This is a genomic window from Asticcacaulis sp. DW145, assembly GCF_037101385.1.
GTDB lineage: Bacteria > Pseudomonadota > Alphaproteobacteria > Caulobacterales > Caulobacteraceae > Asticcacaulis > Asticcacaulis currens.
Map to the genome: position 1 here is coordinate 28,592 of NZ_AP029025.1, position 13,909 is coordinate 42,500.

The following is a 13,909-nucleotide window of genomic DNA, read 5'->3' on the forward strand; positions in this document are numbered from 1 at the left end:
GAAATGCCGCCGTGACGCCGGGGCATAAAAACCGTGCAAACACAAAAAACCGCCGCCTGCGGGGGGCAGGCGGCGGGTGACAGGTCAGGGAGGAAACGGACTTTAATTCTTGTATGTGAAGCCAAAGAAGACGCGACGGCCGGAATAGCCGGTACTGATCAGTCGGATATCACCTGCCCAGGTGGACTCGTCCTCTTCGGTCAGGTTTTTCCCTTCGATAAAGAGGCTGAGACCCTTGGGGCCCGGCTTCCAGGTGACCTTGCCATCCAGATAACCTGTCGGGTCTTTGAACACCGGATTGAGCGAGGTGTCGGCCGCCGTCACCAGATATTTTGAGCGGTAATTATAGGCCAGACGCGCATTGATCTGGCCCTTATCGTACCACAGGGTGACGTTGTAGCTGTCTGAAGACAGGCCGGGATATGGCAGTTCGGAGCCGTCGAGCTGGCTGTAAACGCCTACATCCTTGGCCTCCTGATAGGTATAGTTGGCGTCGGCACCAAAGCCCGACAGCCAGCCCGGCAGGAAGGTGAAGGCGGTCTTGGCGGTCAGTTCAAGACCCGAAATCTTGGCACCCTGACCGTTGATATAGCTGTTGTAGTAATAAAGCGTGCCGTCGCCGAACACATCCTGTTGCCCCAGATTGGTGCGCGAGGCGATGTAGAAGGATTTGATGTTCTTGTAGAAGAAGCCTGCCGAAAGCTGCGTGTCGCGGTTCGGATACCATTCCACCGAAATATCGGACTGATCGGCGCGATAAGGCTTCAGACCCGGATTACCGGCATTGCAGCTATCGGGGCCGTCTTCCGACGTCCCATCATTGGTGTAGTTGATGGTGCAGTCGATGCTGGGCTGAAGATAATTGACAAGCGGACGCGCCATCAGCTTGGCAAAGCCGGCGCGGATGTTCAGTTGCGACGGGATAATCCAAGTGTTGATGTTATAGCTCGGCAACCACACCGTATAGTCCTTGGTCATCGTCGTCTGGGTGTTGGACACGATGGCCGTGGTCGCGACGCCATTGACCAGACGCGTTTCACGACGCGTGTTCTGACCGCTGGCCGTCGTTTCGGTATGAACGCGACGCACCCCGAAATTACCTTCGAACTCCAGACCGAAGGCTGGGAAGCCGTAGTCGAAGCGGGCATACTGCGCGTCCGTGACTTCCTTCACATTGTAGGGAATCTGGCTGTAGGTTTTTCCGTCGCTGCCGACGGTGGTGTAGAGATTGTCCAGATTGAAGTGTGATGTATCGAGATACTGCGCGACCTGATTAAAGGTCGGGTAGAGCCAGCTAGACGGCAGGTTGCTGGTACCGCCGTAATAGAAGTTTGACGGCAGGGGCGTCATCGCATTGGCAAAGACCTGATTGGAGAAGGCCCGTGACCAGGTCTCCGTCGTATTCCAGTAGCTGGTCTGGTACGGGTTGCCATAGGCCGGCGCGGTCTGATCCACAGTGGCGCTATTGCTGACCGTCGCCGTCGAATTGACCGAGTTGGCATAGATGACCGTATTGTCCAGCTCGCTGGCCAGATCGGACCCGGCATTGACGATGAAGCCGCCATAGCCATAGCCGGACGTCACGGTATCGGTGTAACGGCCACCGAACTTCACCCCCTTGAGGAAGGGCAGGTCGGTATCATGGGTAAAGTCGAGCTTGTACTGATCTTCGGAATTGGCCGATTGCGACGGACGATACTGGATCTGGTACTGGCTCACCGCTGACGCATCGGCGGGGCTATAGCCCTGAGCGAAGGTAAAGATCGGGGCGGAGGTGTTGGGGTCGATCGTGACCTTCAGACCGGGCGTATTGTAGCTGACGCTGACATTGTTGGTCTGGCTCAGCGTTTCCGTCTCGGCGTTCGATCCGGCAAATTCGACGCGCCAGCGCTCACCGCGATAGTTCAGCCCATATTGCAGGTATTTTGAGGTCGAGGTGTAGCTGAAGTCGCGTGACGAGACGCTGAACGCGTTGTTGCCGCCACGGTTGGCGGTGGTGACGCAGTCCCCGATGACGAATTCCGTGACATTGTGGTTGGCATCGACCTTGATGCCCGGCGTTTTGGCGGCGGTGGCCGCCGTCACGCGGGCACAGTTGGCCCCGTTGGCCGAATAGTTCAGCGCGTCGAGCGAAGTAAAGCCCGTGCCGTAATTGATGTCGTTCAGGGTTTGCGAGCGGCGATTATGCTGATAGCCCGCCCACACATCCATGCGGTCGCTGATCTTGTACTGAACCTGAAACTCTGCCGAGACGCGCTCATCGTCGCGGGTCCATACGCGGTAGCGGGGCACGCGCGGGCTATAGTCGTACCATTGGGTTTCGCAGGCCGTGCGCGCCTGAGCCGTCGTCAGCTTGCTGGCGTCCGGCGTGGTCAGGGTGGCACAGGCGGCCTTGGTCGTGACGGCGGCTATGGCATCGCTGACGGACTGACCGTAGCCCTGATTATAATAGCTGGCGGTCTTTTCGGCGGAATTGTCAAAGTCCGCCAGTCGGGCCCACGAATTGCCGTCGTAATAGTCGCCGCGGGTATTGACGCGGTCATAGGTGACATTGGCCATCACCCCCAGACGGTCATCGAGGAACTTCGTCGCTCCGAACAGGTTGGCACGCGGCGTCCAGCCATCAACCGTATCCAGATTCTGATAGGAGGCGGTCACGGAGAAGGTCGGTTTGCGGAAATCGAGCGGACGGTTGGTGGTTACGGCGACGGTGCCGCCGATGCCGCCTTCGGTCATGTCAGCGGTAAAGCCCTTGAACACATCAATCGACTTGACGATTTCGGACGGCAGTTCGCGGAAGTCGTTAGAACGGCCACCCCCACCATAGACGTTGAGATTGCCGGCGGTGGACATGACGCTCATGCCATTGATTTCCACGCGGTTGAGATCAGGCTCAACCCCGCGGATGGACACCTGATTGCCTTCGCCCATGTCGCGCGACAACTGCACGCCGGTCACGCGGCCCAGCGCTTCGCCGACATTCTTGTCCGGGAACTGACCGATATCTTCGGCGACGATGGAGTCCGATACGGTGGCGGCGCGCTTCTTGCGCGTGATGGCCGAGGCCAGCGAGGCGCGTGTGCCGGTGACCACAACGGTTTCAATCTCTTCCTGTGCCGGGGCAGCGGGGGCGGCCTCCTGCGCAAAGGCGACACCGGACAGGCCCAGCAGGGCGACTGCGGTCAGGGCGGAGGCGCTTTTCAGGCGCGAGGAAAGGAAGCGGGGGGAGGGGCGACGGATCATACCTTTGGGGCTCCTGAGCAATCTGCGGGACGGTGGCCCGGCCTTCACGTCCGGGGAGGGGGACGACCGGGCACGACACCGGCGGACACATCGAAACGGGAGACAGGCCGGAGCGCCGCCGTCCGCAGGCCATCGGTGTGCAGGGACGCAGGACCGGAGCGGGGAAGGCGGTGGAGCCACACAAACGGCTCCTGAAGGGGGCGAGTCTCCCTCATCGTTTGCCCGTGGGGTGTCGCGGGCGTGCCCTTGGGTTGGTACCCTCGTGGCGCGATGATCAATTTATCAGCGCTGCGAACATTTACGATCAAAAACGATCAGTCAAGTCCTGCGCCTTAAATAGCGCGGCTATTTTTATGAAAATGTCAAATATCGACGTTTCACAGGCAAAAATGCCACACAATATGTCAAACGCTGACGAAATGGGGCGACAATGTGTCGTCAATGCGGGGTAAATAAACTGTAATTCACTCCGATAATCGTTTTTTAATACATATAAAAGTGGGACGGTTTTACCGGTAATCTGTATATACTTGGTATGCAGAAGAAAGTGCTTGATTCCCTCAAAGTCACTGCCTCAAAATTGACGCCGTGCGCAATTTTCACATTTGAAATATTCAAATTATGTCAAAAACGATCACTATTTTGAGACGCCGCGCTCTCGCTGTGTCCGCCAGTTTAGTAAGCGTCATTCGTGGGCGCAGAAAAACACGCTTCACAGGCCGGAACAGGCGCTTTAAGACCGCCTGATGGTTTCAGATGTGCACAATCCGGCTTCGGTGATCGCGCTGCGTGGCGTGACCCGGCGCTTCGTGTCCAAGAGCGGCGTGCAGGCGGCGCTGGATGGCGTCGATCTCGATATCGCGCGCGGTGAGGTGTTTGGCATTATCGGCCCGTCGGGGTCCGGCAAATCGACCCTGATCCGCCTGCTCAACCGGTTGGAAACGCCCAGCGAAGGCCGGGTGGAGGTCAATGGCGTCGATCTCAGCGGTCTGGATGCGCGCGCCCTGTCGGCCCTGCGGCACAAGATGGGCATGATCTTTCAGTCCTTTGGCCTGTTGTCGAGCAAGACAGCGCTGCACAACGTCGCCTATGCGCTGGAGCTGGCCGGGACGGGCACGTCCGGCACCCGCCGCCAGCGGGCGCTTGATCTGCTCGACCGCGTCGGTCTCAGCGCCCACGCGCAGAAATACCCGGCGCAGCTTTCGGGTGGCCAGAAGCAGCGCGTGGCCATTGCCCGTGCCCTGGCCAATGCGCCGGACATCCTGCTGTGTGACGAAGCGACCTCGGCGCTCGATCCGGAGGCGACGCAGGGCATACTGACGCTGCTGGCCGAACTGAACCGCGAACTGGGCCTGACCATCGTGCTGGTGACGCATGAGATGGAGGTGGTGCGTCAGGTGTGCGACCGCGTGGCCGTGCTCGATCACGGGCGGCTGGCCGAGGTCGGCACGGTGGAACAGGTGCTGTTCGCCCCGGTGAGCGCCGCCGGTCGCGCCCTGTCGAAGCACATCCTGCCGCCGCCGCCCGACGGCGTGGGCGAAGGCGCGGTCACCCTGACCTATTTCGGCGAGGTGGTCTATTCCGACGCCCTGTCGGCGGCCGTGCAGGGGCTTCAGGCGCGCTTCAGCGTCTTGTCCGGGCAGGTGTCGCACCTCAAATCCGGCCCCTATGGCCATATGATTGTCGATATGTCCGGGCCTGACCGCGCCGAGGCGCTGGCGCGTCTGCGGGCGCGCGGCGTCAGCGTGACGGAGGCGGTCCAATGATGGGGCCTGAGTTTTTTGCCAATATCGACCCGGCGGAAATCGCCCGCGCCAGCGGTGAGACGCTCGGCATGGTGGGTGCCTCCCTGTTGCTCAGCCTCGCGCTGGGCCTGCCTCTGGGGGTGTGGCTGTCGGTCACCAGCCGTCAGGGCTTAAGCCCCCATCCGCTCCTCTATGGCCTGCTGAGTTTTGCGGTCAATGTGCTGCGCTCCATCCCCTTTGTGATCCTGTTCATCCTGCTGATCCCGGTCACTCTGGCGCTGGTCGGCACGTCTTTGGGCGTGAAGGGCGCCATTCCGCCTCTGGTTCTGGGGGCCGCGCCATTTCTCGCGCGGCTGGTCGAAAACGCCCTGCGCGAAGTCGATCGCTCGGTCATCGAGGCCACGCAGGCGCTGGGAGCCTCAAAGCGTCAGATCATCCTGCACACCCTTCTGCCCGAAGCCCTGCCGGGCCTGATTGCGGCGGCGACGGTGACGGCCATCGCGCTCGTCTCCTATACGGCCATGGCCGGTGTGGTGGGGGCGGGCGGCCTCGGCGATCTGGCCGTGCGCTATGGCTATCAACGCTTCCAGACCGATGTCATGGTGGTGACGGTGGTGCTGATTATTGCCCTGGTTCAGGGGCTGCAAATGCTGGGCGATGCGCTGGTGGCGCGCGTCTCGAAGAAATAAGGAAGATACTCATGCTGTCTCGTCGTCATCTGATCCTGACCGGTGTTGCCGCCTCTGCTCTGGCCGCCTGCGACAAGCCGACCGCCAAGGGCAATGTCCTCAGCGTCGCGGCCACCGCCGTGCCGCACGCCGAAATCCTCAAGGTCATCACCCCCGATCTGGCGGCCAAGGGCATCACGCTCGATATCAAGGTCTTTAACGACTATGTGCAGCCGAACCTTCAGGTCGATCAGGGCCTGATCGACGCCAACTATTTCCAGACCCTGCCCTATCTCGACTCGTTCAATAAGGAACGCGGCACGAAGCTGGTCACCGTGGTCGGCGTGCATGTCGAGCCGTTTGGCGGCTATTCGCGCAAACATAAGACGATTGCCGACCTGCCGCAGGGCGCGGTCATCGCCGTGCCCAATGATGCCTCGAACACCGGGCGCGCCCTGATCCTGCTGCACAAGAACGGCCTGATCACGCTGAAAGACCCTAACAATATCAATGCGACTCTGAAAGACATCGCCGGTAACCCCAAGGGCTTTGTGTTTAAGGAACTGGAATCGCCGTCCCTGCCGCGCGTCCTGCCGGAGGTCGATCTGGCCCTGATCAACACCAACTACGCGCTGGATGCCAAGCTGGACCCCAAGACAGACGCCCTGATCATCGAAGGGTCGGACAGCCCGTACATCAACTATCTGGTGGCGCGCGCCGACAAGACAGACGACCCGCGTATCAAGGCGCTGGCCGAGGCCCTGACTTCTCAGAAGGTCAAGGCCTTCATCGCCAAAACCTATAATGGTGCGGTCATTGCGGCGTTTTAGAGCGAATTTCGTTCAGGTTGAATCGAAATCCCGCTCTAACGCTTTGGTTTGTCGCGCATTTGATTCCGAAAACCGTTGCACACTTTTCGGAATGCGCTCTAAAACCTGACAAACAGGTTGCGGAACCATTGCGGGCCGGAGCGTGAGGCTTCGCGCCAGTCGGCGGAGGTGTCGGCCTCTTCGGGCGTATAGCCGAACGGATTGAAGGTCTTGACCTTGCCCGCCTTGAAGGCCGCCGGTGAGGGGGTCACGAGCGTCAGGCCGTGCACGGCGGCGGTCGCGGCCATCAGCGCATCGCGGGAATCGCTCATATGGAGAGCCGCCCGCCGGCGGGCCACCGCTGCGTCGATGGGCAGGATATGGTTTTCAAAGGCGCGCGGCACCTGTTCGTCCAGCCATTGCCGCAGCAGACGCCCGCTTTCCGCGTCACGCTTTTCGGCGGCGGCGACGCTGGTTTCCATCTCCAGCAAGCTCAGCACCGACAGGAACAGGTGCTGACGCCCTATACCCGACGCCCAGCGCGTCAGGCCAGGATCGGTGTCACCGGCCTTGGCCTTGCGCAGTTCCATAACGATGGGTGTATCGAGCAGGTACATTAAACAGTTCCCTGCCGATCCCAGCCATCCCCGGCGCGGGCGGCGTCGAGGTCAATCGCGACCCCTTCGCTGAGCGCCAGCAGATCGACCAGAGTCTCCGTCTGCCCCGACAGGGCGCGATAGGCCTCAAAGCTCAAAAGGACATGAGTCGGCTTGCCCCGATCAGTGATAAACACGGGTTCCGACAGGGCGGCGCGTTTGGCGCTGCCGACATCCTGATTAAACTCCCGGCTGGAAAAGGTCGTCAATTTGCACCTACGTTGCTACAAATGAGCGCGCTAACATGTAGTGACGTTACTACATCGTGACCCTTTAGCAACAATTTTCAAACGCGGTATTTCAAAACGTTTTTTTAAGCCGGCAACCGGTTGCGTCCGGCGTGATTTCTGTGTCTGTCTCAGCCACCGGTCTCGCTCAAAAGAAGGCCGAACACAGATCAATCAGGGGATCACAGACTCGCATGACCGTCGCTACACCCGACATGTGGGCTCACACGTTTGAGACCATCACCACCCTCCTGTCGCCGCATGGGCCCAATGGCACCTATAATGCCAACGACTTCAGCATCCGCTTCTTCCTGCAAATCGGCCTGATCATTCTGGCGTGCCGCGTGGTCGGCTGGTTGGGTCAGAAGTTTCTGGCGCAGCCGCAGGTGGTCGGCGAAATGATCGCCGGGGTCATTCTGGGGCCATCGCTTCTGGGGCTTCTGTTCCCCGATCTTCAGGGGGCCATCTTCCCCAAGGAAAGCCGCAACGTCCTCTATGTCGGGGCGCAACTGGGCGTGGGCCTTTATATGTTCCTCGTCGGCTGCACCTTCCGCGCCGACCATTTTGCGCAAAAGGGCAAAAGCGCCGCGGCGGTCTCGTTTTCGGGCATTACGGTGCCGTTCCTGATGGCCTTGCTGATTACGCCCTGGCTTCTGACGGTGCCGGGCCTGTTTGCCGAAGGCATTTCGCAGTTCAATGCCACCCTGTTCATGGGGGCCTGTATCGCGCTGACCGCCTTCCCCATGCTGGCGCGCATTATCAATGAGCGCGGTCTGGCCCATTCGTCGCTGGGCACCCTGTCCCTGACGGCCGGAGCCTTTGACGACGCCGTGTCGTGGTGCGTGCTGGCCATCGTGCTGGCCACCTTTGGCGGCGGGCCGGGTATCGCCGTGCTGGCCATCGGCGGCGGCCTGTCGTGGACCCTGTTCGTGGTGTTCGCGGGCAAGCCGCTTCTGGCACCGCTGGGCCGCATGGTCGAACAAAAGGGCGAGATGAGCCACACGGTTCTGGCCATTACCCTGATCGCCTTTGCCACCTCGGCCTTTGTGATGGACGCGGTGGGCATCCACGCCATCTTCGGTGGCTTTATTCTGGGCACGGTCATGCCGCGGGGCAAGTTTACCGAGGAACTGAAGAAGAAGGTCGAACCGCTGACCGTCATCCTGCTCTTGCCGATGTTCTTCACCTATTCGGGGCTGAACACGCGCCTCGATATGGTCAACAATCTCGAACTGCTGCTGATCGCGCTGGCCATTCTGGCCGTGTCGATCCTCGCCAAGTTCGGAGCCTGCTACGCGGCGGCGCGCCTGACCGGCGAAGACAACCGCACGGCGCTGGGTATCGGGGCGCTGATGAACTCGCGCGGGCTGATGGAGCTAATCATCATCAATATCGGTCTGCAAAAGGGCATTATCGGCCCGGCCCTGTTCTCGATGCTGGTGCTGATGGCGATTGTCACCACGGTCATGGCCTCGCCGCTGTTCGAAGCCGTCTATGGCCGCAAGGCGCGCGAAAGCGGCGAGCTTGGGGCCTTGCCGGACCGGTCGCCGGACTGATTTTTCTCTGGATCATTATGATTTCTGGCAGAAACATAATGATCCAGATTTTTGCTTAGCCCCTCGCCGGTCGGTGGCTTTGCCACCTTGGCCGCCGCCTCAATGGCGGCTTGAGTGGAATGATTCTATTAAAAATCATTCCACTGTATCACCTCATAGCGCCCCGGTGATCCTCCCGCCGGGGCGCTTTTTTATGCCGACTCCGCAAAGCCCTCGGCATAGATCTGGCGGATCAGGGTGCGGTGCGGCGGCAGGTCCAGCGTCGCGCGCTCGCCGAAATTATGGATTTTGGCGAAGGTCCGGTTGGCGTCTTCCACATGCGGGAAGTGGTCGCGCGCCCCGCTGAGATCGGTCCGGAAGCCCATGCCATAGAGAATGTACTGATAGTTGAAGAAGGCGAAGGTTTCGACGTCGATCAGGAAGTCGAACCGGCTGGGCGGCCGGTAACGCCATTGCTCCAGCAACTCGCGCAACCGCTCAGGCCAGGTTTGCGGATCGGCATTGTCGCGCCAGAAGGCCTCACTGCGGTGGCTCAGCGCGTAGTGTAGCTTGAGGAAGGTGACGATATTCTCGTAACGCGCCGTCATCAGCGAATTGAAGCGACGGGCCGGGGCGTCGATTGGCCCGGCGTGCGGGAACGTTTCGGCGATCATGGCCACGGCGACCTCGATCATCACAATGCCGGTCGATTCCAGCGGCTCCATAAAGCCCCCCGCCAGCCCCACCGCCACGCAATTGCCGATCCACGGGCGCTCGCGGTAGCCAGGCTCGAACGCAATCTCACGCAGGTTCAGCGCGGCCTTGCTGCCCACATAGCGGCGCAGCGTCGCTTCCGCCTCATCGTCACTCGTGTGGTCGGTCGAGTAGGTATAGCCAATCCCGCGCTGCCCATCGAGGCCGATATCCCAGGTCCAGCCAGCCGCATGGGCCGTGGCCACCGTATAGCTTTCGATAGGGGCGTCGGGGCGCTCATAGGGCGCCTTGCACGCCAGCGCCTTGTTGGTGAACAGCGTCCCGCGCACCGAGCGGAACGGCGACTCCAGCGCCTTACCGATCAGCTCGGCCCGGAAGCCCGAACAGTCGATATAGAGGTCCGCCGTCAGCACCTCGCCCTCGGCGACGATGTGGTCGATCTGGCCTGTGTGGTCGAGCACCACCCCATCGAGCCGCGCGGGCTTATGCACCACCCCCAGCGCGACGGCGCGCTCGGCCAGAACCTCGGCCAGTTGATGCGCGTCGAAATGATAGGCGTAGTTCAGCGGCCCGGCAAAATCGCCTTCGTGCGGGCGTTTGGGCGCGCGCCGCGCCTCGGCCACGCGCTTCTGAAACGTTACGGCCTCGGCAAAGGGCTTGCGCGTCGCCTCGTCCTGCAACAGCCAGTAGGGGACCAGCCCTTCGCCCTCGGTATAGTAGGGGGCTTCGAACGGGTGGAAATAGTGTTCGTGCCGCCCGTTGACCGGCGTCTTCACCCAGTCGGCAAAACGGATGCCCTGTTTGAAGGTGGCAGTGGTGCGCCGCATGAAGGGCGCTTCGTCGATGCCGATGAATTTCAGCGTCTGGCGAATGGTGGGGAAGGTGCCTTCGCCGACGCCGACGCTGCTGATCTCCGGTGATTCCACCAGCACGATCTCAAGGCGCGGCTGACGTTTGATGTCGAAATAGCGCGCCAGATAGGCCGCCGCCAGCCATCCGGCCGTACCGCCCCCCAGGATCAGGATTCTGCGCTTGCCTGTCATGGGCCTGAGTATGCGTCGTTTTGGCGGCGCGGGCAATCGGCGTGACGGATCACTGAGTCATTACGCTTACCCTGCGGCTTGCCGGGGGCAGGGCCGTTCGACGGTCCCGCCCCTCGATCATTATGATTTCTGGTGGAAACATAATGATCTGGATTTTTGTTTAGCCCCTCGCCGGGCGGTGGCTTTGCCACCTTGGACGCCGCCTCAATGGCGGCTTGAGCGGAATGATTCCATTTGAAATCATTCGGCTCTAGGCTCAGCCCGTGCAGGGCCTCAGGCGGCGCGCACGGTTTGCAGGAACTTGTCCATCTCCTGATGCAGCCGCTCGGCCTGCTGCGCCAGTTCGGCCGACGCCCCCAGTACCTGCACGGCAGAGGTGCCGGTCTGTTCCGCCGCCATGGCCACGCCGGTGATGTTGGTGGTCACCTCCTGCGTGCCGACCGAGGCCTGATTGACCGCTTGCACGATCTCCTGCGTCGCCGCCGTCTGCTGTTCGACGGCGGAGGCGATGATGGTGTTGGTCTGGTTGAGGTGGGCGATGGTTCCGGAAATATTGGAGATGGCCGCCGCCGCCTTGGCGGTCGCCTCTTGCATGTGGGCGATCTTGTCCGAAATTTCGGTGGTCGCCCGCGCCGTCTGACCGGCCAGCGCCTTGACCTCGGAAGCGACCACGGCAAAGCCCTTGCCTGCTTCGCCGGCGCGTGCCGACTCGATGGTGGCGTTGAGCGCCAAAAGGTTGGTCTGGCTGGCCAGCCCGGCGATCAGATCGACCACGCCGCCGATGCTGACGGCCACCGTATTCAGTTCGTCCACCAGCCGCACCGCGCCGCTGGCCTCTTCCACGGCTTCCGAAGAAATGCTGGCCGAGGTTTCGACCTGACGCCCGATCTCATTGACCGAGGCACCCAGTTCTTCGGCGGACGAGGCCACCGAGGTGACATTGGCCCCGGCCTCTTCGGCGGCGGCAGATACCGCGACCGATTGCGCCGAAGCCTGCTGCGCGGTGGCGGTCAGCTGCTGTGCCGAGGCCTGCATTTCGGTGGCCGCGCTAGACACCAGAGAGACGATGCCGCCCACCGACTTTTCAAACTCATCGGCCAGTTTGAGCATCATCTGACGCCGTGCCTGATCCTGCCTCTGGCGTTCGGCCTCGGCATCGGCGGCCTTTTGCAGGGCCTCTTCCTCGGTGACGATGCGGATGCGGTCAACCGCCCGCGAAATGTCGCCGATCTCGTCCTTGCGCCCCGCCCCGGCGATTTCGCGCAGCTTTTCACCAGAGGCCAGCCGGCCCAGCGCCTCGGTGAGGCGGGCAATGGGGTTGGCGACATTATTGGCCGTAACGGCGATCATCGCGATCCCCAGAACCGCCACGATCAGGGCGCAGACGATCTCCCAGAGGGAGTCGCTGCCGCCGCGCGCCTTGAGCGCATTGGACAGCTTGTCGGCATCGGCCATGACGACGGTGCGCGGCACGGTGATGATCACCGACCAGAACTGTCCGCTGCGGCCCAGTTGAATGGGGGCATAGACGCGCATCTGATCGTTCTTTTTGTCGAAATCGACGGCCGAGCGCCCGCCTTTGACGGTGTCCAGCGCCCGCCAGGTCAACGGATCGACCGACTGCACCGAGCCGCCAACGGCGTCGGGGAAGGCGCTTGAGGCGACCACCAGCCCGTCAGAGGTGACGATGGTCACATTGCCCTTGCCCTCATAGATCGACTTCTTCACCGACTGGGCCAGAACCTGCACGAAGGACAGATCGAAATCGGCCCCGGCCACGCCCTTGAACTGGCCGTCGATGACGATGGGCACCGACATGGTGGCCAGAAAGACGTGTTTGCCCTGTACGATATAGGGCAGGGGGGCGAGGATGCTCTCCTTGCCATTGGCCTGCGGGCTGAGGAACCAGCCGCCCTTGATCAGGCCGTTGGCGTGGCGGTCATGACTGTCGTATTCGACCAGCGGCTGAAGCGCGATCTCGCCCTGCGCATTGCGCGTTCAGTAGGGCAGGGCGCGGCCCGTGGCGTCGGAGCCTGCTTCTTTGCGGTTGACATAGGCCGCGTCGGCTCCGTCCAGCGCATTGGGTGCCCAGGCGCTATAGGTGCCGTTAAAGCGCGAATTGTCTTTCAGCACCCCCAGCAGGATCTGGTTCAGGTGCTGACGCCGTTGCGCGCGCGGCACGCCGCGCGGACCGGCGATGACTTCTAGGCTGCGCGCCATGTTACGGGCAGCGGAAAAGGCCGTATCGACCTCGGTGCGGATCGTCCCGGCCTGCGCATCGGCCAGCCGCGTCAGGGACTCGCTGCTGTTGCGATCCAGCAGGCCCTGCACATTCTGGTTCACAAAGTGCGCGGTCTTGCCCGACGAAAATATGCCGAAACCAACCAGGGCCCCGGTCGCCATCAGAAGACAGAGCGCCGACAGGGCGACGATCTTCGTTTTTACGGAATGTATGTTCATGTGCATCCTCCAGCCGCCATAACGGCGTTAGGGGATGATCGCGCTCGTAATAATAAATGATGTATTAAGCGATTGTCGCGTCTATCTTTTGTGCAAATATAAATAATGTGGCAAAATATCTCAGTGTCGCATATTGCGACAAACGGAGATTTACAGCCTGTATTGGCATAATATTTGAGTTTAATTTATGAGAACGTTTCGCGCAAACGTTTATTTTTGAGCAATCGTCCTAGTTGCCGTCGTGGTTTCTGATTTAACGGCTGGGCATCAGGCGGAACAGCTCAAACATGTCCTGCAGGACCGTAAAGTCGATGGGCTTGATCAGATGCAGGTCAAAGCCGGCCTGCGCCGTTTCCCGGCGTCGGCCCGCATCGCCCCAACCGGTCTGGGCGATAATCTTGCAGCGGCGCGTGCGCGGATCGGCGCGCAGGGCCCGCGCCACACTCAGGCCGTCTATTTCCGGCATCCCCAGATCGAGCAGCACGACGTCGGGGTGGAAGCTGCGCGCCGTCTCCATGGCGCTGAGACCGTCGAAACAGGTCCGCACCTCATCGCCCCACGATTCGATGGCCCAGCTTAAGGTGAGGGCCGAGGCCTGATTGTCGTCAACGACCAGCACTTTCAAAGGCGCGGGTGCCGTGGCCGCCCTGCCCTTGCGTTCTTGACAATCAATCATAACAAACCTTTGAGAACAATGATATTTTACGGAGGCCGCACTTCAATGACGCGGCCCGTCCTTACCCGTAAGGACCGTAAAAAATCAGTATTGACTGTCATCGTTTACAGGTGGGTCTTCGGCTTGCGGATAC

Annotated in this window: 12 protein-coding genes (1 of these 12 only partly in view); 4 read left to right on the top strand and 8 right to left on the bottom strand. The window is 61.1% G+C overall.

The genetic code is table 11. The annotated features are described in order from the left end of the window. Positions 1-102: 102 nt before the first annotated feature. The gene (locus AACH73_RS11430; protein WP_338735995.1) at positions 103-3,243 is read right to left on the bottom strand and encodes a TonB-dependent receptor; all 3,141 of its coding nucleotides are present in this window, start codon (positions 3,241-3,243) and stop codon (positions 103-105) included. Between the two features lie 746 nt (positions 3,244-3,989). Here AACH73_RS11430 and AACH73_RS11435 point away from each other — a divergent pair. Genes AACH73_RS11435 through AACH73_RS11445 form a run of 3 tightly spaced genes read left to right on the top strand, consistent with a single transcriptional unit; the run spans position 3,990 to position 6,486 of the window. After that, entirely contained in the window at positions 3,990-5,009 is a 1,020-nt protein-coding gene (locus AACH73_RS11435) for an ATP-binding cassette domain-containing protein (protein ID WP_338735997.1), read from the top strand. Continuing rightward, the gene (locus AACH73_RS11440) at positions 5,006-5,677 is read left to right on the top strand and encodes a methionine ABC transporter permease (protein WP_338735998.1); all 672 of its coding nucleotides are present in this window, start codon (positions 5,006-5,008) and stop codon (positions 5,675-5,677) included. The genes AACH73_RS11435 and AACH73_RS11440 overlap by 4 nt, the downstream gene beginning before the upstream one ends. Before the next feature lie 11 nt (positions 5,678-5,688). After that, positions 5,689-6,486: a MetQ/NlpA family ABC transporter substrate-binding protein gene (locus tag AACH73_RS11445; RefSeq protein ID WP_338735999.1), complete on the top strand. Its 798-nt coding sequence runs from the start codon at positions 5,689-5,691 to the stop codon at positions 6,484-6,486. A gap of 98 nt (positions 6,487-6,584) precedes the next feature. Here the strand turns inward: AACH73_RS11445 and AACH73_RS11450 are convergent, their stop codons facing one another. Then, on the bottom strand, positions 6,585-7,082 hold the full coding sequence (locus AACH73_RS11450) for a PIN domain-containing protein (RefSeq protein ID WP_290798246.1): 498 nt from the start codon (positions 7,080-7,082) through the stop codon (positions 6,585-6,587). Then, entirely contained in the window at positions 7,082-7,330 is a 249-nt protein-coding gene (locus tag AACH73_RS11455; protein WP_338736001.1) for a type II toxin-antitoxin system Phd/YefM family antitoxin, read from the bottom strand. The genes AACH73_RS11450 and AACH73_RS11455 overlap by 1 nt, the downstream gene beginning before the upstream one ends. 212 nt (positions 7,331-7,542) lie before the next feature. Between AACH73_RS11455 and AACH73_RS11460 the strand changes: the two genes are divergently transcribed. After that, positions 7,543-8,904: a cation:proton antiporter gene (locus AACH73_RS11460; RefSeq protein ID WP_338736002.1), complete on the top strand. Its 1,362-nt coding sequence runs from the start codon at positions 7,543-7,545 to the stop codon at positions 8,902-8,904. Between the two features lie 191 nt (positions 8,905-9,095). Here AACH73_RS11460 and AACH73_RS11465 read toward each other — a convergent pair whose 3' ends face one another. The 5 genes from AACH73_RS11465 to AACH73_RS11485 form a co-directional block, all read right to left on the bottom strand. Further along, positions 9,096-10,640, bottom strand: coding sequence for a tryptophan halogenase family protein (locus AACH73_RS11465; protein WP_338736003.1), 1,545 nt, complete (start codon positions 10,638-10,640; stop codon positions 9,096-9,098). A 273-nt stretch (positions 10,641-10,913) separates the two neighbouring features. Next, positions 10,914-12,458: a methyl-accepting chemotaxis protein gene (locus tag AACH73_RS11470; protein WP_338736004.1), complete on the bottom strand. Its 1,545-nt coding sequence runs from the start codon at positions 12,456-12,458 to the stop codon at positions 10,914-10,916. Positions 12,459-12,638: 180 nt separating this feature from the next. Beyond that, positions 12,639-13,100, bottom strand: a complete 462-nt coding sequence (locus AACH73_RS11475) for a hypothetical protein (protein ID WP_338736005.1) — start codon at positions 13,098-13,100, stop codon at positions 12,639-12,641. A 253-nt stretch (positions 13,101-13,353) separates the two neighbouring features. Beyond that, positions 13,354-13,776: a response regulator gene (locus AACH73_RS11480; RefSeq protein WP_338736006.1), complete on the bottom strand. Its 423-nt coding sequence runs from the start codon at positions 13,774-13,776 to the stop codon at positions 13,354-13,356. Between the two features lie 104 nt (positions 13,777-13,880). Next, on the bottom strand, positions 13,881-13,909 hold the end of the coding sequence (locus AACH73_RS11485; RefSeq protein WP_272742448.1) for a hypothetical protein. It continues 178 nt past the right edge of the window; 29 of the gene's 207 nt are visible here — the last part of the coding sequence; its start codon lies beyond the right edge, outside the window; it ends in the stop codon at positions 13,881-13,883.